Annotated in this window: 19 protein-coding genes; all 19 read left to right on the top strand. The window is 26.4% G+C overall.

Translation table 11 applies throughout. From position 1 onward, the window contains the following. The first annotated feature begins 193 nt into the window (after nucleotides 1-193). Entirely contained in the window at nucleotides 194-1,153 is a 960-nt protein-coding gene (fmt, locus tag KMP11_RS03775) for a methionyl-tRNA formyltransferase (RefSeq protein WP_216280155.1), read from the top strand. Then, nucleotides 1,146-2,471 (top strand): 16S rRNA (cytosine(967)-C(5))-methyltransferase RsmB, encoded by a 1,326-nt coding sequence (rsmB, locus tag KMP11_RS03770; protein ID WP_216280154.1) that lies wholly within the window; start codon nucleotides 1,146-1,148, stop codon nucleotides 2,469-2,471. The genes fmt and rsmB overlap by 8 nt, the downstream gene beginning before the upstream one ends. After that, entirely contained in the window at nucleotides 2,471-3,604 is a 1,134-nt protein-coding gene (rlmN, locus tag KMP11_RS03765) for a dual-specificity RNA methyltransferase RlmN (protein ID WP_216280153.1), read from the top strand. The genes rsmB and rlmN overlap by 1 nt, the downstream gene beginning before the upstream one ends. Beyond that, a complete protein-coding gene (locus KMP11_RS03760) occupies nucleotides 3,582-4,328 on the top strand; it encodes a protein phosphatase 2C domain-containing protein (RefSeq protein WP_216280152.1) in 747 nt (248 codons plus the stop codon). Before rlmN ends, KMP11_RS03760 begins: the two co-directional genes overlap by 23 nt. Further along, entirely contained in the window at nucleotides 4,318-6,234 is a 1,917-nt protein-coding gene (pknB, locus tag KMP11_RS03755) for a Stk1 family PASTA domain-containing Ser/Thr kinase (protein ID WP_216280151.1), read from the top strand. The genes KMP11_RS03760 and pknB overlap by 11 nt, the downstream gene beginning before the upstream one ends. 60 nt (nucleotides 6,235-6,294) lie before the next feature. Then, nucleotides 6,295-8,061 (top strand): excinuclease ABC subunit UvrC, encoded by a 1,767-nt coding sequence (gene uvrC / locus KMP11_RS03750; protein WP_216280150.1) that lies wholly within the window; start codon nucleotides 6,295-6,297, stop codon nucleotides 8,059-8,061. Nucleotides 8,062-8,177: 116 nt separating this feature from the next. Further along, nucleotides 8,178-9,362, top strand: a complete 1,185-nt coding sequence (locus KMP11_RS03745) for an acetate/propionate family kinase (RefSeq protein WP_215756185.1) — start codon at nucleotides 8,178-8,180, stop codon at nucleotides 9,360-9,362. 170 nt (nucleotides 9,363-9,532) lie between these two features. After that, on the top strand, nucleotides 9,533-10,273 hold the full coding sequence (gene sufC, locus KMP11_RS03740) for a Fe-S cluster assembly ATPase SufC (RefSeq protein ID WP_215756186.1): 741 nt from the start codon (nucleotides 9,533-9,535) through the stop codon (nucleotides 10,271-10,273). 1 nt (nucleotide 10,274) lies between these two features. Next, entirely contained in the window at nucleotides 10,275-11,570 is a 1,296-nt protein-coding gene (gene sufD, locus KMP11_RS03735) for a Fe-S cluster assembly protein SufD (protein ID WP_216280149.1), read from the top strand. Then, nucleotides 11,570-12,799: an aminotransferase class V-fold PLP-dependent enzyme gene (locus KMP11_RS03730; RefSeq protein WP_216280148.1), complete on the top strand. Its 1,230-nt coding sequence runs from the start codon at nucleotides 11,570-11,572 to the stop codon at nucleotides 12,797-12,799. The genes sufD and KMP11_RS03730 overlap by 1 nt, the downstream gene beginning before the upstream one ends. Then, nucleotides 12,786-13,226 carry a Fe-S cluster assembly sulfur transfer protein SufU gene (gene sufU / locus KMP11_RS03725; RefSeq protein ID WP_216280147.1) on the top strand — a complete coding sequence of 147 codons (441 nt, stop codon included), beginning with the start codon at nucleotides 12,786-12,788 and terminating at the stop codon, nucleotides 13,224-13,226. The genes KMP11_RS03730 and sufU overlap by 14 nt, the downstream gene beginning before the upstream one ends. 10 nt (nucleotides 13,227-13,236) lie before the next feature. Continuing rightward, nucleotides 13,237-14,616 carry a Fe-S cluster assembly protein SufB gene (gene sufB, locus KMP11_RS03720; protein ID WP_216280179.1) on the top strand — a complete coding sequence of 460 codons (1,380 nt, stop codon included), beginning with the start codon at nucleotides 13,237-13,239 and terminating at the stop codon, nucleotides 14,614-14,616. 108 nt (nucleotides 14,617-14,724) lie between these two features. Continuing rightward, nucleotides 14,725-15,639, top strand: coding sequence for a fumarylacetoacetate hydrolase family protein (locus KMP11_RS03715; RefSeq protein ID WP_216280146.1), 915 nt, complete (start codon nucleotides 14,725-14,727; stop codon nucleotides 15,637-15,639). Between the two features lie 14 nt (nucleotides 15,640-15,653). Continuing rightward, a complete protein-coding gene (gene recA / locus KMP11_RS03710) occupies nucleotides 15,654-16,739 on the top strand; it encodes a recombinase RecA (RefSeq protein WP_216280145.1) in 1,086 nt (361 codons plus the stop codon). A 195-nt stretch (nucleotides 16,740-16,934) separates the two neighbouring features. Next, the gene (locus KMP11_RS03705; RefSeq protein ID WP_216280144.1) at nucleotides 16,935-19,109 is read left to right on the top strand and encodes an ATP-dependent helicase; all 2,175 of its coding nucleotides are present in this window, start codon (nucleotides 16,935-16,937) and stop codon (nucleotides 19,107-19,109) included. Between the two features lie 3 nt (nucleotides 19,110-19,112). Continuing rightward, a complete protein-coding gene (ligA, locus tag KMP11_RS03700) occupies nucleotides 19,113-21,098 on the top strand; it encodes an NAD-dependent DNA ligase LigA (RefSeq protein ID WP_216280143.1) in 1,986 nt (661 codons plus the stop codon). 5 nt (nucleotides 21,099-21,103) lie between these two features. Beyond that, the gene (locus KMP11_RS03695; protein WP_215756194.1) at nucleotides 21,104-21,385 is read left to right on the top strand and encodes a LapA family protein; all 282 of its coding nucleotides are present in this window, start codon (nucleotides 21,104-21,106) and stop codon (nucleotides 21,383-21,385) included. A gap of 18 nt (nucleotides 21,386-21,403) precedes the next feature. Then, nucleotides 21,404-23,656 carry a single-stranded-DNA-specific exonuclease RecJ gene (gene recJ, locus KMP11_RS03690; protein WP_216280142.1) on the top strand — a complete coding sequence of 751 codons (2,253 nt, stop codon included), beginning with the start codon at nucleotides 21,404-21,406 and terminating at the stop codon, nucleotides 23,654-23,656. 105 nt (nucleotides 23,657-23,761) lie between these two features. After that, nucleotides 23,762-24,274 carry an adenine phosphoribosyltransferase gene (locus tag KMP11_RS03685; protein ID WP_215756196.1) on the top strand — a complete coding sequence of 171 codons (513 nt, stop codon included), beginning with the start codon at nucleotides 23,762-23,764 and terminating at the stop codon, nucleotides 24,272-24,274. Nucleotide 24,275: the final 1 nt, after the last annotated feature.

Genomic DNA, 24,275 nt, shown 5'->3' with positions numbered 1-24,275 from the left:
TGAAAATCTCGATAAAAAAGATATTGAGTTAATTTTGGATAAGATAGCCAGAGATATAATTAAATTGTAAATAAATATAAAATACCAAATTTTAAAATGAATTTGGTATTTTTCTTTTTATAAGAGCATTTTTTGATTTTTTTTTAATAGCATAGTATAATTGTTATGATTAAATTTTAGGAGAATATTTGTAATGAAAAATAAAAAAATAGTATTTATGGGAACACCTAATTTTTCAGTTCCAATACTGAAAATGTTGATAAATGATTTTGGTGTCAATTTAGTAATAACACAACCAGATAAAAAAATAGGAAGAAAAAAAATATTAACTCCTTCTCCTGTAAAAGTATTAGCAGAAGAACATAATATAAAAGTTTTACAACCTATTAATATTAGCCATGATGAAGAAGTATTTAATGAATTAAAACTTTTAAATCCAGATATTATAATAACCGCTGCCTATGGACAATTAATACCAGAAAAAATTTTAAATTTACCTGAATATAAGTGTGTCAATGTTCATGGTTCTTTACTTCCAGAACTTAGAGGCGGCGCTCCTATACAATATTCTATTTTAAAAGATTTTAAAGAAACTGGAGTTACAATAATGTATATGGAGAAAAGTTTAGATTCTGGTGATATGATTTCTAAAGCATCTTTTCCTATATTAGATAGCGACAACTACCAAAGTGTTCATGATAAAATGTCATTACTTGGAAGAGACTTATTAAAAGAAACATTACCAAATATTTTTTCAAAAAATATAAATCCAGTAAAACAAGACCATAGTCAAGCAACTTTTGCCCCTAATATCAGTCGCAAAGATGAACAAATAAATTGGAATGAAAATGCTAGAACTATCTTCAATAAAATTCGAGCTTTTGACCCAGCACCTGGCGCTTTTACTTATTTATATAAAGATATATTTAAAATTTGGAAGGCACAAGAAGTTTTTGATATTGAAAATAACGACAAATCTGTTGGAACTATAATAAAACAAGAAAATAACGCATTATTCATAAAATGTGGAGATAATACTGTATTAAAATTATTAGAAGTTCAAATGTCGGGTAAAAAAAGAGTGGATATTAAATCTTTCTTATCAAATAAAAAAGATTATTTGGGAATAAGACTTGGTGATTTGAATGAATAAAAAATCTTCCAGAGAATCAGCCTATGAAGTCTTATATGAAATTATCTTAAATGACGCATACAGTAATATAAGTTTAAATAAATTTTTTTCAAAATACTCATTAGAAAATAAGGATAAAAGATATATTACGGAAGTAGTCTATGGAACAATAAAAAATAAAATTTATTTAGAATACATATTAAATAAATACTCTAAAACTCGAATAAAATCAAAAATTAAAGTTTTATTACTAATGGCTATATATCAACTAATATTTATGGATAAAACTCCAAATTTTGCCATAGTAAATGAAATTGTAAATATATCAAAAAAAATTGGTGGTACTTATACTAGCAAATTTGTAAATGGAATTTTAAGAAATATTGCTCAAAATTTTTCTGAAGATAACTTGCAATTTGAAAACGAAGAAGAAAAATTTTGTATAGAAAATTCATGTCCAAAAGAATTATATGATATTTTGACCAAACAATACGGTTTAGAAAAAGGACAAAGCATAATAAAATCTTTCATTTATAAAAGTAAGAATAGTATAAGAATTAATAAAAAAAAAACAAATATTGAAGAAGTGATAAAATATTTTTCTAGTAAAAAAATAGAAGTTAAGCGAAGTAAAATTTCAACAGACTGCCTTGTAGTTGATAAATCAACAATGAATGATGAAAAATTTTTAGCAGGTGAATATATTATTCAAGATGAAGCTAGTGCCCTTGTAGCACACACAATCAATGAAGATAAAAGTAAAAATTATAATATTTTAGATGTTTGTGCTGCCCCTGGGGGAAAAAGTCTTCATGTAGCTACTGAATATTTTAATTCTAATTTAATTTCATGTGATAAATATATACATAAACTAAAATTAATTGAAGATAATGTAAAAAAACTAGGCATAAATAATATAAAAATACTAGAACAAGACGCTACAATATATAATTCTCAATTTAAAGAAAAGTTTGATATAATAATATGTGATGTACCTTGTTCTGGAATTGGTGTTATAAAAAATAAACCAGAAATAAAATATAAAATAAATGATAACTATATAAATGATATATCGCAATTACAGCTTAAAATACTGGAAAATAGTATAAAATATCTTAAAAAAAATGGAATAATTATTTATTCTACATGTACAATAGACAAGAGAGAAAATGAATATAATATAGATAAATTTTTAGAAAAAAATAAAAATTTTAAATTAGATAAAATTACTACGGATGGTATTGTAAAAGAGTACAAAGCAGGAATGATTTCTATTTTACCAGATGAGTATAATTGTGATGGATTTTTTATATGTAAAATGAGGAAGTTGGAGGATTAATGTTAATTACTGAATTAAAAAATTATAAAAAAAGTAGATGGCTAAAAGATTTTGAAAAAATGTCTATCTATTCTCTAAAATTAGACCAATTGGAAAAATATTTAGTGTCTATTGGAGAGAAGAAATTTAGGGCTAAACAAATATATGATTGGCTTTATAAAAAAAGAATAAATAGTTTTTTTGAAATGAGAAATATACCAAAATCATTACAAGAAAAATTAGATAGTGAATTTGATATAACTACACTAAAAACTCTTATAAAGCAAGAATCAAAAGACGGAACTATTAAATTTTTATTTGAATTACAGGACAAATACACAATAGAAAGTGTCCTTATGAGAAATAAATATGGTAATTCCTTATGTGTTACTACTCAGGTTGGTTGTAGAATAGGTTGTACATTCTGTGCCTCAACTTTGGGAGGGCTTAAAAGAAATCTTGAAGCAGGTGAGATTGTTACTCAAGTTTTAAAAGTTCAGCAAGAGTTAGACAAGGTAGGAGAACGTATTTCTAGTATAGTTATAATGGGTATAGGTGAACCTTTTGAAAATTATGATGAAATGATGGATTTTATTAGAATAGTAAATAGTGATGAGTCATTTAATATTGGAGCTAGGCATATTACAGTTTCTACATCTGGAATAGTACCTAAGATTTATGATTTTGCTAATGAGAATATTCAAATTAATTTTGCAGTTTCCCTACACGCACCTACAAATGAATTAAGAAGTAGAATAATGCCTGTTAATAGAGCCTATAATATAGATAAATTAATGGCATCATTAAAGTATTATCAAAAAATTACTAACCGTCGTATAACCTTTGAATATGGTTTGATGGGCTTGGTCAATGACCAAGCAGAACATGCAGAAAAATTAGCAGAAATAATAAAAGATTTAAACTGTCATGTTAATTTAATTCCCATCAATTATGTTCCAGAAAGAAATTATGTCAGAACTAGCAAATCGGATATTTTTAATTTTGAAAAAATATTAAAAAGAAATAAAGTAAATGTTACAATAAGAAGAACACAGGGTGATGATATAGATGCAGCCTGTGGTCAATTAAGAGCAAAAGAAAGAAAAGACGAGGTTAAGGGAGGAATTCCAGATGCCAGTAGTATATTCGTATAGTTATAATAAGGGCTTAAAAAAGAAAAAAAATGAAGATGCTATTAATGTTGTAAAAAATAAACAGGGCTACATTATAAGTATTATTTGTGATGGAGTCAGTAGTCATAAAGATTCTGCATTTTCTAGTGATTATATAGTTAATAATTTCTCTAAAAAGTGGAAAAAAACTAAATTTGATGATTATGACACAATGAAAAATTGGGTTATTGATAATATTAAATTACTTAATTTAGATATTATAAAAAAATCAACAGAAAAAAATAAAAAAATGGCAACAACTTTGTTAGTTACAGTAGTTTTCGAAGAACAAATTCTTGTTGCTAATGTGGGAGATAGTTTAGCATTTGGAATAAATAATAATAGAATTACAGAAATGTTAAGTAAAGATGATTCTTTTGTTGGTGTATTATTAGAAGCTGGTGTCATTACTGAAGAAGAAGCTAAAGTTCACCCAAAAAGACACGCACTTACACAAGCTATTGGTATATCAGAAAATATAACTATACACATAAGAGAAGAAGAATTAAAATTTGATTATATACTTAGTTGTTCGGACGGCTTGACAACTATGCTTACAGAAGAAGAAATTACAGATATATTAATGAATGATTATTTATCAGTAGCAGTAAATAACCTTATTAGCGAAGCAAATAATAAGGGAGGAATTGACAATATATCTATTTCTGTATTTAAAGTATTGAGAGGAGATAATGATGATAAATAATATAATATGCAACAGATATAAAATTATTTCTCACTTAGGTACAGGAGGAATGGCAACAGTTTGGCTTGCAGAGGATACAATTTTAAATAGAAAAGTTGCTGTAAAAACATTTAAAATTGATTCTAATGATGAAGAAGCTATTAAAAGATTTAATAGGGAAGCAAATGCTGTAACTACTTTATATCATAATAATATAGTTTCTATATATGATGTAGAAAATGAGGATAATTTTTATTATTTAATTTTAGAATATGTAGAAGGAATGACACTAAAAGATTATATGGTTAAAAACCCTAATATTCCTTTAGATACTGCTATACATATAATGAAACAAATAGCAGAAGGGCTATCTCACGCCCACAAAAACGGAATTATCCATAGGGATATAAAACCACAAAATATTTTAATGGATAAAAATTTAACTTGCAAAATAACTGATTTTGGAATATCAAGAGCATACGGAGATACAACTCTAACACAAACAAATCAAATGTTAGGTACGGTTTATTACTTATCTCCTGAACAAGCAAGAGGAAATGTAGCAACTGCACAAAGCGATATATACTCTCTTGGAATTTTAATGTTTGAACTACTTACAGGAAAAATTCCTTTTAAGGGGGAATCAGCTGTTGCTATAGCCTTAAAACATTTGCAAGAAGATATACCTAATATTGATAAATATAGAAGTGATATACCTAAAAGCGTTAAAAATATTATCATTAAAGCTACTATGAAAAATCCAAACGAAAGATATATTAGTTCAAAAGAATTATCTGAAGACTTAAAAACTTGTTTAAACTATGAAAGATTAAACGAAACTTTATACACTGGTTTTTCAGCACTAAATAATAAAAATGATGATAATTACGAAAGAACAGTTATTCAAACTTATTCTAATTCTGAGTTTTATAATAATTATAATGAATCTAAAGAAAAAAATAATGCTTATAAAAAAGTTTATATAAAAAATGAAGATGAACTAGAAAAGAAAAAGAAATCACCTATATTAAAAATTTTTATTGCAATATTTTTAATAATTTCAGCAATAGGTATAACAGCATATTCATATAATTATTATATGAATGTGTCTAGGATATCTGTTCCCGACCTTAAAAACTTGACTCTAGAAGAAGCAAAAAGTCAAATATTAAATGCAGAATTAGTTGTTGGAGAAATTACTGAAGTTGCTAATGATAATGTAAAAGAAAATACTGTAATAAGTAGCGACCCTTCAAATGGAAAAAAAGTTGCAAAGGGTAGCGTCATCAATTTAAAAGTATCTTCAGGTAAAAATACAATAGATATGCCAAATTATTTAGGAATGACAGAATTACAAGTTAGAAATGCAATAGAAAAATTAGGATTTAAAAATGTTACTTATGAAAAAGCAAATTCTGACGAATATGAAGAAGGCAAAGTAATGTATCAGAGTATAGATTCTGGTAAAAAAGTTAATCCAAAAGATACATCATTAGTTATAAAAATTTCAACTGGCGCTAAAGAAATACTGATACCTAATTTTATCGGTAAGACTTTGAATGAAACATATTCTCTAGCAGAAAAATTAGGAGTAAAAATTAGAGTATCTGCCAATGAATATAGCTCTGAATATAAAGAAAATACTATTATTAGCCAATCACAGTCTGAAAATTCAAAATTAAAAAAAGGTGATGAAATTTCTGTAGTAGTATCTAAGGGAGAAAATCCAGCAACATCTAATGTAACAGTAACTAACTTTGTTGAAAAAGATGTAGAAAGTTTGAAAACTTGGGCTGAAAAAAATGATTTAATATTAAAAATAACTTATAAAGAATCAAATATTCCTTCTGGTACAGTTATTTCTCAAAGCCCTAAAAATGGAACAATTAAAAAAGGGTCATCAATTTCGGTTACAGTTGCTAGATAAAAAATAAGTAAAAAAAGATAAAGTTAATTATTAACTTTATCTTTTTTATAAGGACATAATATGAATGAAATAATTAATAAAAAATTAGAATTATTACCAGATAAACCTGGTTGCTACATCTACAAAGATGATTTGGATAATATAATATATGTAGGAAAGGCAAAAAATTTAAAAAATAGAGTTAGAAGTTATTTTAATGGAACTCATAACAAAAAAACTCAACTTCTTATTAATAAGATAAATGATATGGAATTTATCATAGTTAATTCTGAAAAAGAGGCTTTAATTTTAGAAAATAATTTAATAAAAAAACATAAACCTTACTACAATATAAAACTTAAAGATGATAAGTCTTATCCCTACTTAGTTATAACTAATGAAAGTCATCCTAGAATAATGTTGACAAGAAAATACAAAAAAAATTCAAAAAATATTTATTTTGGACCCTATGTGAATATAAGATATGCTAATAATTTAAAAGAAATTATTGATAAAATATACCCCTTAAGAAAATGCAATCCGGTAGAAAAAAGACCCTGCATGTATTATCAAATTCGTGAATGCTTAGGCCCATGTGCTAAAAATTTAACTAAGAATGACTATAAAGAAAATATAAATAATATTAAAATATTTTTAAATGGAGATACAAGAAAAGTTTTAGATATTTTAAATGAAAAAATGAATACTTATGTTAATAATTTAGAATTTGAATTGGCAGCCAAAACACATGAGTATATAAAATCAATTAATGTATCGCTAGAAAAACAAACTATAGCTTCTAATACACATATAGACAGAGATTACATAGGTTATTTCTATGATGATAATTATATTTGTATACAAATTTTTCTGGCAAGATTTGGTGGAATTATTGAAAGGAAAATTGAATATTTTGATTTATATGATAATCCAGAAGAAATATTATCTTCTTATCTAAATCAATATTATAGTTTTAATAAAAAACCTAAAGAACTCTATATAGAAACTAATAATACTGATTTTTTAGAAAAATTATTAGATGTAAAAGTAATTTCTCCTCAAAAAGGAAATAATAAAAAAATTATTGATACAGTAAAAAACAATGCTGAATTTTATTTGAAAAATGAAATTATTATTGAAGAGGAAAAAGAGAAACAAAATTTACAAATGCTAGATGAATTAGCACAAAAAATAGGTGTTAATAGCATAAATAATATAGATGCTTTTGATAATTCTAATATAATGGGGCAGAGTGCTGTTTCTGTAAAAGTTAATTTTGTAAATGGTAAAAAAAATACATACGGTTATCGAAAATTTAGAATAAATAATTCAAACATAGATGATGTAGCTACAATGAAAGAAGTATTATTAAAATGCTATAATGAAAATAATTTAAAACCAGATTTAATTATAGTAGATGGCAGTAAAAATCATGTTGTAGCTGCTGTTGAAATTATTCATCAAAAATTAAATTTAGATATAAAAATTATAGGTTTAGTAAAAAATAATAGACACATTACAGAATATATAATTACTGACGATTTTGAAGTTATTAATCTTGCTAAAAACTCAGATTACTATCTATTTTTAAAAAGAATACAAGATGAAGTCCATAGATTTGCTATAACTTATCATCGAAGTTTACGAACAAAAAATATGTTTAATAGTCCACTAGATAGTATTAAGGGGATAGGAAAGACTAGAAAAAAATTATTATTAGAAAAATTTTCTAGTTTGAATGAAATATTATTATCTGAAGATAGCAAATTAATTGCTTTGGGAATACCGAAAGCAACAGTAACTGAATTAAAAAAGGAATTAGCTTTAAAAATTAAAAACCAAGAATAATATTTATACGATAGCAATAAAAAAGCTAACATTTTTTTTGAAAACTATTGAATTTATTTTAAAATAGTGAGATAATGAAAAATAAATATTTTATACTTAAGGAGATATTTTATATTATGACAAAAATATTGGCTATTAATTCAGGAAGTTCATCTTTAAAATTTCAATTATTTAAAATGCCAGAAGAAAAAGTTATTGCAAAAGGTCTTGTAGAAAGAATAGGGATAGAAAATGGAATATTCACTATCGAATTTAATGGAGAGAAAATTAAAGACGAATTAGATATACCGAACCATAACTTTGCAATAGAAAGATTAGTCAACAAATTGACAGAAATGAAAATAGTTGAGAAAGTAGAAGAAATAGAGGGTGTTGGACACCGTGTAGTTCATGGTGGAGAATTTTTTGACTCTTCAGTTTTAGTAACAGATGAAGTTTTAAAACAATTAGACTCAATACAAGATTTAGCACCTTTACATAATCCAGCTAATATTATGGGAGTAAAAGCATTTCAAAAAGTGCTTCCCGGGGTGCCAAACGTCTTAACATTTGACACTGCATTCCACCAATCAATGCCTAAATCAACATATATGTATGCAGTACCGAGAGAATATTATGAAAAATATGGCGTTCGTAAATACGGAGCTCACGGAACTAGCCATAGATATATAGCTCAAATGGTAGCAGAAGTTACTGATAAAAAAGTAGAAGAACTTAAAACAATTTCATGCCACATAGGAAATGGTGCGTCAATCTGTGCAATTAAAGAAGGAAAATCACTTGATACATCAATGGGATTCACACCACTTTCAGGTTTAGTTATGGGAACTAGAACTGGAGATATAGACCCAGCTACTATTCCTTATATTTCATTAAAAACAGGTTTAGATTTAAAAGAAATAATCCATGTATTTAATAATGAATCTGGATTAAAAGGTTTGTCAGGAGTATCTTCTGACTTGCGTGATGTAGAAGATATTAGATATACAAATGCTAATGCAGCTGAAGCAATTGATATTTATATAAGTAGAATTAAAGAATATGTTGGCTCTTATGCTGCAATTATGAACGGAGTAGACGTGATAGTATTTACTGCAGGTGTTGGCGAAAATGCTGCTTGGGTTCGTGAAGAAGTATTAGAAGGATTATCTTTCTTAGGAATAGAAGTTGATAAAGAAGCAAATAATGTTCGTGGAAAAATTGCTGAAATAACAAAACCTACTTCTAAAGTTAGAGCTTTCGTTATTCCTACAAATGAAGAATTAATGATTTCAAGAGATACATTTGAATTATCAAAATAAAAATCAATAAAGTATAAAAAAATATTTAGTGTGTAAAAATTCACACTAAATATTTTTTTATTAAACCCTATTTACTATGTAGTGTTTATAATTTTTTGTGCAAAACATTAGGAATATAAATTTTCTTTTGTTATAATTTATACTGTTAAAAAATCTAAAGGAGAAAATACATGTCTGTACTTGATATAAAAAATTTAGAAGTTTCTATACATAATAAGAAAATTTTAAAAGGTTTGAATTTAAAAATTAATTCTGGAGAAATTCATGCAATCATGGGACCTAATGGAGCTGGGAAATCAACACTAGCTTCTGCGATAATGGGACATCCGAAGTATGAAGTTGACGGTGGTAGTGTCTTACTTGATAATGAAGAAATACTTGAAATGGAAGTTGACGAAAGAGCAAAAGCTGGTTTGTTTTTAGCTATGCAATACCCTTCAGAAATTCCTGGAGTACCTACTTCAGAATTTATTAAATCTGCAATTAATGTTCACAGAGAAGACAATATTCCTGTTATGGAATATATCAAAAAATTAGATAAAACAATGGAATTTTTGGATATGGATTTAAACATGTCACAACGTTATGTTAATGATGGTTTTTCTGGTGGAGAGAAAAAACGTAATGAAATTTTACAAATGATGATGTTAGAACCTAAATTTGCTATTTTAGATGAAATAGATTCAGGTTTGGATATTGACGCTTTAAAAGTTGTATCTAAGGGTGTAAACGAAATGCGTGGAGAAAATTTTGCTTGCTTAATCATCACTCATTATCAAAGATTACTAGATTATATAATTCCTGATTTCGTTCATGTTTTAATGGACGGTAAAATTGTTAAATCGGGTGGTCCTGAATTAGCTTTACGCTTGGAAAAAGAAGGTTACGACTGGTTAAAAGAAGAGGTCTAAAATGGATAAAAACAAATTAAAAATTAGCACCAAATCATTAAGAAATATTTCAGACAATACTAAAGAAGCAGAGTGGTATCATTTACTTAGAAAAAAAGCTATGTATGAAAATTACTCTTTAAATTTTCCTAAATTAGAATCAATGAATTTAGAAGAGTGGTCATTACTAGATTTTAATATTAATAACTTCTTTAACGAAACAGAAAATAATTTTAACAAAGACGACTATGCAGAAGAAATTGATTTTAATGACGAAAGTATAATTATTATTCAAAAAAATAATAAATTAGCTTACTTAAACATTCCAGAAGTATATAAAAATAAAATATTAGTTCAAAATATATTTGAAGCTATAAATGATAATAAAAACTTCAAAAATATTTTTGCTCAGATAACTAGACCTAACAAGGATAAACTAACATCTCTACACTATTTATTACTAAATTCTGGTATTTATGTAGAAGTATTTGCTAATGAAAATATAGATATACCACTTCAATATTATGTTATAACAGAAAATGATTATTCATTATTTAATCACGTTACAATAAATATTAAAAATAATTCTAACTTAAATTTTGTTGAAAATTATATATCTAAAAACAATAAAAAAGCATTCAATATAATTTCAGAAGTTTTAGTCGGTGAAAATTCTAATATAAACTACACTTCTATAACAAACTTTGAAGAAAATGCTAGAGGAACAATATTAAGAAACGGTGAAACAGGAAGAAACGCTACATTAAATTGGAATGTTGCCGCTATGGATAGTGCAGATGTTTACCAAGATAATACGACTAATATTTTAGGAGATGGTGCAGAAAGTAATCTTAAAATAGTAACTCTAGGTAGTGGCAATCAAAAACTTTACTTTAATAGTGAGTTGGTAAATCAAGGTCTTAATACTAACGGAGACATTTTACAACATGGAGTATTGTTAGATTCTTCTCATGTAGTATTTAATGGAATAGGATTTATCGTCAAAGGAGCTACTGGTTCAAATGCTTATCAAAGTTCCAGATTGTTATCATTATCAGAAAATGCAAAATCAGATGCAAATCCAATGCTATTAATTGATGAAAATGATGTTGCAGCAGGGCATGGAGCATCTTTAGGTAAGATTGACGAAGAACAAATATATTATCTGAAAAGTAGGGGGCTTTCTGAAAAAGAAGCTAGCAGATTACTTGTTCATGGTTTCCTATCACCAGTAATTGAACAATTAAGTTTAGAAAAAGTTAAAAATAAAACTACACAATTAATTGATAAAAAAATTATAAAGCGAGTGAGTAAGTAATGAATATAGAGAATATCAGAAAAGAATTTCCTATATTAAATAAAGAAATCAATGAAAATAAAATAATATTTTTTGATAATGCTGCCACTACACAAAAACCAAAGTGTGTTGTGGATAAAATAGTAGATTTTTATAGTAATTATAATTCTAATATTCATCGTTCAGTATACACACTAGGGACAGAAGCAGAAGATTTATATTATAAATCAAAAGAAACAGTTAGAAGATTTATTAATGCTAAGTATCAAGAAGAAATTATTTATACAAGTGGCACAACAGAAAGTATTAATAATTTAGCCAGAATGTTAGAAAATAATATTGCTAGTGATGATGAAATTATTATAAGTTCAATAGAACATCATGCTAATTTTATACCATGGCAAGAATTGTGTAACCGAACAGGTGCAAAACTTAATATCTTAGAAGTTAATGAAAATTACGAAATTGAAGTAGAAGAACTGGAAAAATTATTGACTGAAAAAACTAAAATAGTTTCAATAACTTATGCTTCTAACGTCTTAGGTAACATTTCACCAGTAGAAAAAATTGGTAACTTATTAGAAGATAAAAATATATTTTATATTATTGACGCAGCCCAAGCAGTACCTCATCTGTCTGTTGATGTACAAAAAATAAAATGTGATTTTTTAGTTTTTTCTGGTCATAAAATGCTAGCTCCTACTGGTATAGGAGTTTTATACGGTAAGAAAAAACATTTAGAAAATTTAGCACCAGCTAAATTTGGTGGAGGAATGATTAGTATAGTAGAAGATTTTTCTTCAACTTGGGCAGATATACCAAATAAATATGAAGCGGGTACGCCACTTTTAGAACAAGCAGTAGGGCTTATGGCTGCAATAGACTATATTGAAAAAATAGGCATTGACAATATTGAAAAATATACAAAAGAACTTACTAAATATCTATATAAAAATTTATCTGAAATAGATGGTATCACAATATATGGAACTAAGAATATAAATAATAGGGTATCCCTTATTTCATTCAATTTAGATTCTATACACCCTCATGACATAGCTTCATTTTTAGATACAAAAGGAATATGTGTTCGTGCAGGACATCAGTGTACACAACCATTATTAAATAGATTAAACACTTTTTCAGTAGTCAGAGCAAGCTTATATTTCTATAATACAATTAGTGAGATTGATATATTCATACAGACTTTAAAAGAAATAAAGAAGTTTTTCAATAATGAGCTTTCTTAATTTGCAAGATATCTATAAACAAGTCATCTTAGACCATAGTAAATATCCTCATAATATGGGAGAGTTGAATACTGATTATAAACTTGAAATGCTTAACCCTTCATGTGGTGATAAAATTACAATATACATGAACATAGAAAACTACACAATAAAAGATATTAAATTTGTTGGTAGTGGCTGTTCAATCTCGATAGCTTCTGCATCTATGTTGACAGATGAATTAAGGGGTGCAACATTAGATGAAGCTAACAATAAAATAAATAATTTTTTAAATATGATAATGGGCAAAGAATATGATAGTCATATATTAGAAGATAGTAATTCATTAGAAAATATATCCAAATTACCTGCAAGAGTAAAATGTGCTACTCTTGCTTGGAAAATTTCAGAAAAAATAATAAATAAGGAGCGTGATAATTTTGAATAAAAATGAAGCAATGTTTACCGATTATAAATATGGTTTTTCTGATGTTGATATTTCGATTTTTAAAACAGAAAAAGGATTAACAAAAGAAATAGTAGAAACAATATCTAAGAAGAAAAATGAACCTAAGTGGATGTTAGATTATAGATTAAACGCACTAAAAGAATTTTATCGTTTACCTATGCCAACATGGGGGGGAGATTTATCAGAAATAGATTTTGAAGATATGACCTACTATGTAAAACCCTCAGAAAAAACTGAGCGAAGCTGGGACGAAGTACCGAATGAGATTAAAAAAACTTTTGAAAAATTAGGAATACCAGAAGCAGAACAAAAATATTTAGCAGGAGTTTCTGCTCAATATGAATCAGAAGTAGTTTATCATAATATGCACAAAAAATTTGAAGAATTAGGTATTATATTTGAAGATACAGATACAGCTTTGAAAAATCATGAAGAACTATTTAAAAAATATTTTTCAAAATGTGTAGAATCAAATGATAATAAATTTTCTGCTTTAAATTCTGCTGTTTGGTCTGGAGGTTCTTTTATTTACTGCCCTCCTAATGTTTCCATAGAAGCACCACTACAAGCATATTTTAGAATTAATACAGAAAAAATGGGACAGTTTGAACGTACTTTAATAATAATAGATGAAAATTCATCTATACATTATGTAGAGGGCTGTACAGCTCCAACTTATTCTGCAAGTTCTTTACATGCTGCAGTTGTAGAAATATTTGTCAAAAAAAATGCAAGATTTAGATATACAACTATACAAAACTGGTCTACTAATGTTTACAACTTAGTAACTAAGAGAGCCATTGTGGAAGAAAATGCAACAATGGAATGGGTTGACGGAAACCTAGGCTCTAAATTAACAATGAAATATCCTGCTTGCGTTCTTGTAGGTGAGGGAGCTAGCGGTAATACACTTTCTATTGCTCTTGCAAGTGAAGGACAAGTTCTTGATGCTGGTTGTAAAATGATTCATTTAGCACCTAGAACATCATCTTCTGTTGTTTCTAAATCTATGTCAAGAAAAGGTGGAAAAGTTAATTATAGAGGTTGGATTAATTTTGGAAAAAATTCTGAAGGTTCTCGTTCAAATATAGAATGTGATACTTTAATTTTAGATGAATTTTCAACATCAGATACAATACCTTACAATATTATCAAAAATTCAAATGTTTCTTTGGAACATGAAGCAAAAGTTTCAAAAGTTTCAGAAGAACAACTTTTCTATTTAATGAGTAGAGGCTTAGATGAAACGCAAGCTACAGAAATGATAGTAATGGGCTTTATCGAACCATTTACAAAAGAATTGCCAATGGAATATGCAGTTGAATTAAATAGACTAATTTCTTTCGAAATGGAAGGTTCAATAGGATAATAAATGAATAGTTGATTTTTTTAATCAACTATTCATTTATTTATAGCCTTAATACTATATATATGATATAATTTATTAAAATGAAACGATTTTATAAGGAGGTAAAAGATGAAATTTTTATCTTTTAAGCATAAGGAACTTGAATTATATGGTGTAAAAGTTAAAAGAGAAGAAAAGGCTTGGAATTTAATAGAAATTTTAAAAGATTTTGATAAAGATGATTTTATACCTGCAACTCTACGAGAAGCAATAGAAGTTTATGGAGTTAATTTTATAGAAAAAGTTAGAAATATTATTTCTATTGTGGAAAAACGTGAAGATGCAGAAAAATATAAAATTAATCTTAATGATATTATATGGAGGGCACCTATCACACGTACTCCTAAAAATATATTTTGTGTAGGTCATAATTATCCATCTCTTATTAAAGAAATAAAAAATGTAAATATCAAAACTCCAAAAGATGTTGTTATTTTTACAAAAGCTGCTACAACTATATCTGCAAATAATGAAGTTATACCCTCTCATAAAGATTTAACTAAACAACTTGACTATGAGGGAGAGTTAGCTATTGTTATTGCTAAAAATTCTAGAAATATATTAAAACCTCTAGCCTTAGATTATGTTTTTGGTTATACAATAATGAATGATATTACTGCCCACGATATGCAATATAAACACGGTCAATTTTTCTTAGGAAAATCTTTGGAAAAATCTGCAGCATTGGGACCTTATTTAGTTACAAAAGATGAAGTTCGTTCACCAGAATCTATGAATATAGTAACTAAGGTAAATGGAGAGATTAGACAAAATGCTTCTACATCAGAAATGTTATTTAGAATTGATGACTTATTAGCTGAAATAAGCAAAATTATCCCATTGGAAGCTGGTGATATAATAGCTACTGGGACACCAGCAGGTATAGGTTCTGCAATGACACCACAGCAATTTTTAAAAACAAGTGATGAAATAAAAATAACTATAGACGGTATAGGAACACTAACAAATATTATTGGTGACTAAAAAGGAGAATACTGATGGTTAAAGAAAAAAAAACAAAAGATAGTTCAGAGAGTTTAAGTAGAGAAGAAGCTTTAGCTAGAGCTATCAAAGAAATTGAAAAAAATTATGGTAAAGGCGCTATAATGGATTTAGAGGGTAACACTTCTGTTAAAGTAGAAGCTGTTTCTTCTGGTTCTCTTGCAATAGACAAAGCCTTAGGAATTGGTGGTTACCCTAGAGGAAGAATTATTGAAATATTTGGCCCAGAGTCTTCAGGTAAAACTACTGTAGCTTTACACGCCATAGCCGAAGTTCAAAAACAAGGAGGAGTTGCAGCCTTTATTGATGCAGAGAATGCTTTAGACCCTGAATATGCAAAAGCACTAGGAGTTAATTTTACTAAAGGAAGATTTTTCTTATCACAACCAGACTCAGGAGAGCAAGCTCTTGATATAACAGAAAAACTTGTTCAATCAGGAGCTATTGACATAGTAGTAATTGACTCTGTTGCAGCTCTAGTACCAAGAACTGAGATTGAAGGAGAAATTGGTGATGCACATATAGGTTTACAAGCTAGACTGATGTCTCAAGCACTAAGAAAATTAACAAGTATTATAAACAAATCAAATGTTATAGCAATTTTTATAAATCAACTTAGAGAAAAAGTAGGAGTAATATATGGAAATCCTGAAGTTACAACAGGAGGTAGAGCCCTTAAATTTTACTCTACTATAAGAATGGAAGTAAGAAAAGGCGACCAAATAAAAGAAGGTTCAGATGTCTTAGGTAATAGAACTAAAATTAAAATTGTAAAAAATAAAGTTGCTCCTCCATTTAAGCTAGCAGAAGTAGATATAATGTACGGAGAAGGAATTTCCCCTGTTGGTGAAACTCTTGATATAGCTGCTGAATATAATATTATAAAAAAAGCAGGTTCATGGTACTCTTATCAAGGTGAAAAACTTGGACAAGGTAGAGAAGCATCTAAAAAAGTATTAAAAGAAAATAAAGAATTGTATGATGAAATATATGCAAAAATAAGACAAGTTTTCTTAAACGGAAGTAATCACGAAGAAAAAAATACTCAATCAGGAGAAGAAATTTTAGAAAATAATGAATAAAAAAATATTTAAATTAGTTATTTGGCTTATGATATTTTCAATATTAGCAAGTGGATTTATAGCCAGTATATATATGTTTCTATAAAAAATAAAACTCATTAATTTGAGTTTTATTTTTTTTCAAAAGTGCTATGAAGCAAAAAAATCTTATTTATGATAAAATATTAAAGAACAACTAACTTTTAGGAGAATTTTATGACTAAACTTATCGAAAATATGAATGAAAATCAAAAAAAGGCAATATTGACGACAGAAGGACCTTTAATGATAATTGCAGGTGCTGGTAGTGGTAAAACAAGAGTTATTACCCAAAGAATAGCTTATTTAATATACGAGAAAAAAGTATACGAAAATAATATATTAGCCATAACATTCACTAATAAAGCTGCAAAAGAAATGAAAGAACGTATTTATAATATAGTAGGCGAAACTTCTAAATATATTTGGATAAATACTTTCCACTCTATGTGTGTTAGAATTTTAAGAGAACACATTGAAAATTTAGGTTATAATAAAAATTTTACTATATTAGATTCCAGTGAACAAAAGTCAATAATAAAAAATATATTAAAAAATCTTAATTATTCAGAAAATGACTATGAACCAAAATCTATATTAAAGATTATATCAAATTCAAAAAATGAATATAAAAAAGCAAAAGATGTAGCAGAAGCTGCAAGATTTGGTTTCATGAAAGTAGTAGCTGAAGTTTATTCTGAATATGAAAAATATCTAAAAAAAAATGCTGTTCTTGATTTTGATGATTTACTTATAAAAGTAATAGAATTATTTGAAAAATATCCAGAAATATTAGCAATATATCAAAATAAATTTAAGTATATCCATGTAGACGAATATCAAGATACTAATTTAATTCAGTATAAATTAATTACCATGCTAGCAGCTTTACATAATAATATTTGTATAGTGGGTGATGATGACCAAAGTATCTATTCTTGGAGAGGTGCGTGTATAGATAATATAAAGAACTTTGAAAAAGACTTTAAAAATGTAGAAGTTGTATTTTTAGACCAAAATTATAGGTCAAATTCTATTATTTTAACAGCTGCTAATTCAGTAATTAAAAATAATGTAGATAGAAAAGATAAAAATTTATGGTCTGAAAATAAGGGTGGCTCAAAAATTAATTTATATCATGCCTTTAATGATTTAGATGAAGCTGAAAATATATCAAGAAAAATTAAATCATTAGTAAAAACAGGTAAAGAATATAAAGATATAGCTATTTTATATAGGGCAAACTACTTATCAAGAACTTTGGAAAATTTATTACTTACTAACTCTATACCATATAAAATTATAGGTTCGTTAAAATTCTTACAAAGACAGGAAGTAAAAGATTTACTATCTTATATTAATGTTCTTGTAAATAATAATGATGAATTAAGCTTGAGAAGAATTATTAATGTTCCTAGAAGAGGAATAGGCCAAGGTGCTTTAGAAAAAATAGAAAATTATATGGCAATTAATAACACTACTATGTATAATACTTTGGCTAATATAGAAAAAGTAGGCTTATCTAAAAAATCTGTTAAAGACTTACAATCCTTGTATAATACATTTGAAAAATATTCTGATGGTGATAATTTTTCTATTGACCAAATAATAATGGGTATTTATGTTGATAGTGGTTATGAAGAAATGCTTAAAAATTCTAAAGATGAGTATTCTGAAAGTAGAATGGAAAATATTTCAGAATTAGTTACATCTGCTAAGGAATACTCAGAAATAAATAACAATATTATGGATTATATAACAGAAATGTCTTTAGCCTCTGATTCTGATGACGAAAATTTAGATAATGCTGTTACCTTATCTACTATACACGCTTCAAAAGGACTAGAATACGATACAGTATTTATAGTAGCACTTGAAGAAAATATTTTCCCATCTGTTATGAATAGTGATGACTTAACTGATGAACAAAATAAAATGGAAGAAGAAAGAAGACTAGCTTATGTAGCTATAACTAGGGCTAAAAATAATTTATACCTATCTAATGCAAATCGTCGTATGCAATTTGGAAATACAAAATTTAATGAAATATCAAGATTTATAAAAGAAATACCCGAAGATCTATTATTAGAAGAAAGAAGTCTGCAATTATCAAGTTTAAATAAAATAAATTCTGATAATAATAATATTACATACATAAGTAAATACAGTCCGAAAATAAAAGAAAAAAAATTATCAAAAGCATATAATTTTAATATATATGATAAAGTATCTCATAAAAAATTTGGAAAAGGAATTGTAAAAAATATTATAGAAGATAGCATAATTATAAAATTTGAAGAATATGGAGAAAAAACTTTATTACTTGAATATGCAAATTTAATTAAGGAGTAAATAATGAGTAGTAATGAGATAAAACAAGAAATCTACAACTTAGTAGACCTATTAAATAAATATTCATATAAATATTATGTAGAAGATATATCAGAAATAACTGATACTCAGTATGATTTACTTTACAAAAAATTAGAAAAATTAGAAGAGGATTTTCCTGAATTAATATTAAAAAATTCTCCAACTCAAAGGGTGGGCGATGTTACACTAAGTGAATTTTCAAAAGTTAGACATACTACTCCTATGTTGAGTTTATCAAATACTTTTTCTAAAGAAGAACTTAAAGATTTTGATAATAGAATAAAAAGTACATTAAATATAAAATATTTAACCTATATTTGTGAATTAAAAATAGACGGTTTAGCAGTTTCAATTACTTATAAAAATGGAGATTTAGTTTCTGCAGCAACTAGAGGTGATGGTACAATAGGAGAAGATGTTACAGAAAATATAAAGACAATATTTTCAATTCCTAAAGAATTAAATTCAAAAGTTGATATAGAGGTAAGAGGAGAGGTATATCTACCAAGAAAATCTTTTGAAATTTTAAACAAAAAAAGATTGGAAAATAAAGAACCAGTCTTTGCCAATCCTAGAAATGCAGCTTCTGGTTCTATTAGACAGCTAGATTCAAAAATTACGGCACAAAGAAAATTATCAGCATTTATTTATAGTATGGTTAATTCTAATGAAAGTACTCAAGAAGATAACTTGATAAATTCTAAAAAATATGGCTTACCAGTAAATGAAAATTATAAAATTTGTAACAATATTAATGAAGTAATTGAATATATCGACTATTGGGATAAAAACAAGGCTAATCTGCCTTACGATATAGATGGTATAGTTATAAAAGTAAATGATGTTTCTTATCAAGAAAAACTAGGCTATACACAAAAAAGTCCTAAGTGGGCTACTTCTTTTAAATTTCCAGAAGAAGAATTAGCTACTAAATTATTAGATATAGAATTAAGTGTAGGTAGAACTGGAGTAGTTACACCGGTTGCAATATTAGAACCTCTAACTATATCGGGGTCAACAGTTTCAAAAGCTACTTTACATAATAAAGATGTAATCGAAGAATTAGAAATTTGTATAGGAGATACTGTTGTTGTTAAAAAAGCAGGAGAAATTATACCTAAAATCACCAAAGTTATAAAAGAACTTCGTCTTCCTAACAGCAAACCCTATAAATTTCCTGACTATTGTCCTTCATGTAATTCAAAATTAATATGGGAAAAAGAAAATCCTTTTGTTAAATGCGAAAATTTTGACTGCAAGGAACAAACTATTAAAAAAATTATTCATTTTGCGAGTAGAGATGCTTTGAATATTGAAGGTTTAGGAGATAAACAAATAATTTCTCTATATGAAAATAAAATAATATCTGGCATTATAGACTTATATAGTCTAAATAAAGAAAATTTATTAAATATGGATAGAATGGGAGAAAAATCCGCTACAAATCTTTTAAATTCTATTGAAAATTCAAAAATATCTTCTTTAGATAAAGTTATTTATGCTTTAGGAATTTTAAACGTTGGAAAAAAAGCAGCTAATATAATAGCAAAAAAATACGAAAATTTAACAAATTTAAAAGAAGCAAAATTAGAAGAATTAATAGAATTAGAAGATATAGGTCATATAACTGCTTTATCAGTCATAGAATTTTTAAGTTATAAAAAAAATACAGATTTAATAGATAATTTGATTGAAATTGGTATAAATCCTACACATTTACATCAGGATAAAAAAGAAAATATTTTTACAAATAAAGTAGTAGTTCTTACTGGAAAACTTACAAAATTAACAAGAAACGAATCAAAATCATACTTAGAAAATTTCGGAGCCAAAGTTACTAGTTCTGTTACATCAAAAACAGATTATTTAATTTGTGGTGAAAAAACTGGTTCAAAATTAGAAAAAGCTAATGAATTAAATATAAAAATACTTACTGAAGAAGACTTTATAAATATTATGAAAGGATAGTGGATATGATAAATAAAAAAAATAAAATACCCTATAAATTATTTTTTATAGTAGTTTTTATCGTAGCGTTCTTAACTTTTTTAATTATGAATTATAACCCTGTTTCTATCACTTTTATTTTCTTTACAGTAAAAATTCCCCTAACAATACTATTTTTTATTTTAACATTTCTCGGTATAATTTCATCTCATATTTATTGGAAAAATAAATATTCAAAATTAAAACAAAAGCTAGAAAGAACAGAAAAATTACTTTTCAAAAAAGAAGAATTAGAAGAAAAAATATAATAGATGAGGACTTTGATAATGGGTTTGAAATTTAATTGGGTAAGCCCAAGTTATTCTGAAGAAGAAATAAAAAATTTAAAAAATACTTATAATTTAACGGATATGCAAGCTAAATTTCTTTTAGCAAGAAATATAAAAAAAGTAAATCAAATTAAAGAATACTTAATTGGCGACTACGATGAGGGCTTTGACCCATTTTTAATGAGTGATATGCAAATCGCAGTTGAAAGAATACACAAAGCTATTGAAAATGAAGAAAAAATTTTAGTTTATGGCGATTATGATGCAGATGGTATAACTTCTACTGTACTTTTATTAGAAACTTTATTATCTTTGGGAGCTAATGCTTCGTCATACATACCCAATAGATTTACAGAGGGATATGGTCCTAATAAAGAAGCATTTAAAAATATTATAGAATCTGGAATTAGCCTTATAATAACTGTAGATAATGGAATAGCTGGTGTTGAAGAAGTTGATTATGCTAATTCTATTGGTTGTGATGTTATTATTACAGACCACCATAAGATACAAGATAGGCTTCCCAACGCTTACGCTATAATTCATCCAGAACATCCAGACTTTAATTATCCATTTTGCAAATTAGCAGGTGTAGGAGTTGCTTTTAAGTTAGCTCATGCACTTTTAGACATATATCCGGATTTTCTCTTAGACTTAGTAGCCATAGGCACTGTTGCTGATTTAGTTCCAATAGTTTCAGAAAATAGATTTTTTGTAAAACAAGGCTTAAATCTACTAAATGAAGATACAAGAATAGGACTAAAATTTTTATTGGATATTTCTAATCATTATGGAAACATTGATGAAGATACTATATCTTTTATTATAGCACCTAGATTAAATTCTATAGGTAGAATTTCTAGTGCTAGAGACGGTTTACTACTATTATCAACTGATGATAATAATACAGCTTATGAATTAGCTAAAAAAGTTGATAGCTTCAATATAGAAAGAAAAAAAATTACAGAAGATATTGTAAATGATATTAATAAAAAAATAAAAAATGATAAAAGAAATCTACTTGTTATCTATGAAGAAGGTTATCACGAAGGTGTTTTGGGGATAGTAGCGTCAAATATTTCAGAAAAATATAAAAAACCTGTTTTAGTTATGAATAGAGATAATAATAAATTAAAGGGGTCTGCTAGAAGTATCTATAACTTTAATATATATGAGGCTATGAACAAAATAAACACAATGTTTACTGCATTCGGCGGACATAGCATGGCAGCAGGCTTTTCAACATCAGTAGAATTTATAGATGAAATAGATAAGTCACTAAACGAAGAATACAATAATTATTTAAGTAATTTTGACTTTAAATTAGAAAAAAATGTTGATTTAAAAATAGACTATAATAATATTAGTTATCAATTAATAAATGAATTAGATAAATTTAAACCTTTTGGAATGAATTTTGAAAAACCAGTAATTGTGGTTGAAAATATCAATGTTTTAGAGAAAATTGAATTTGGAGCTAATAATCAGTATTTAAAACTATTAATTGGTAATAATAATAATAAAATTGAATGTATAAGTTTTAAAGATAATGAAATTTTTAAAGAAATAAATTCAGGCGACATAATTAATATTATGTTTAATTTGAATAAAAATTATTTTAACGGAAGAACAAAATTACAAATAAATTTAATAGATATTGAGAAAAAAGATTATATTTTTAGAAATTTAACAAATAATAATTTAGACTTTAATTCTTTTCCAAAAAATGAATTGAAAATTTCTAGAAATTATAATGATACGATTAATAATTACTATCTATACAAAGATTTACATAAAATAAATCAAAATTTTGATATTATAAATATACTTGAACTACCCAACAATAAACAATTTATTTTTGATTTATTAAATTTAAATCCGAAAAAAGTAAATATATGTTGCTTAGAAGGAGAAGCTAAATATAAAAAATATAGAATAGATAAGGAAAAATTAATAAAATTTTACAATATAATTTTAAAAATTAAAACTCTTAATCTAAATACTAAAGAAAGTATTAGCAAAATGATAAACTTATTAGAAACCAATATTGCTAGTTTAAAAATTATGATACAAATTTTTATAGAACTAAATCTAATAAAATTAGATAAAAATATAATTTATTTACTATCTGATAATACAGATGTAGATTTAAAAATTTCTAAAACATATAATGCAATGATAGAAAGATTTGAAATAGAAAAATTATTATTAGAAGAAGATATATCAACAATAAATAATTATTTTATGTAAAATTAAATAATAAAATAAGATTTTAAAAATTATTTTGCCATTTATTTATTAATATAGTATAATTTAATAGTTAAAATCATAAGTTTTATATTAGGAGAAGGACAAATGAACTTAGAAAAATATATATCAATAGTAGAAAACTGGCCAAAGGAAGGGATTAGTTTTAAAGATATTACAACTCTTATGGCAGACGGAGAAGCCTATAAATATGCAACGGATAAAATTGTAGAATATGCCAGAGAAAAAAAAGTTGATGTTATTGTAGGCCCAGAAGCTAGAGGATTTATTATTGGTTGCCCTGTAGCTTATGCTCTTGGTATAGGATTTATACCAGTAAGAAAACCAAATAAATTACCTAGAGAAGTAATCAGCTATGAATATGATTTAGAGTATGGAAGCAACACACTTACTATGCATAAAGATGCAATTAAACCAGGGCAAAGAGTTTTAATTACAGATGATTTGTTGGCCACTGGTGGGACAATAGAGGCAACTATTAAATTAGTAGAAAAATTAGGAGGAATTGTAGTAGGAATTGCCTTTTTAATAGAGTTAGACGGTCTAAACGGTTTTGACAAATTAAAAGACTATGATGTTTTAACTTTATTAACAATGTAAT

It is taken from the genome of Gemella sp. zg-570 (assembly GCF_018866345.1).
Taxonomy (GTDB): domain Bacteria; phylum Bacillota; class Bacilli; order Staphylococcales; family Gemellaceae; genus Gemelliphila.
Note: the sequence above shows the minus strand (reverse complement) of the source record. Positions and strands in the feature narration are given on the sequence as shown.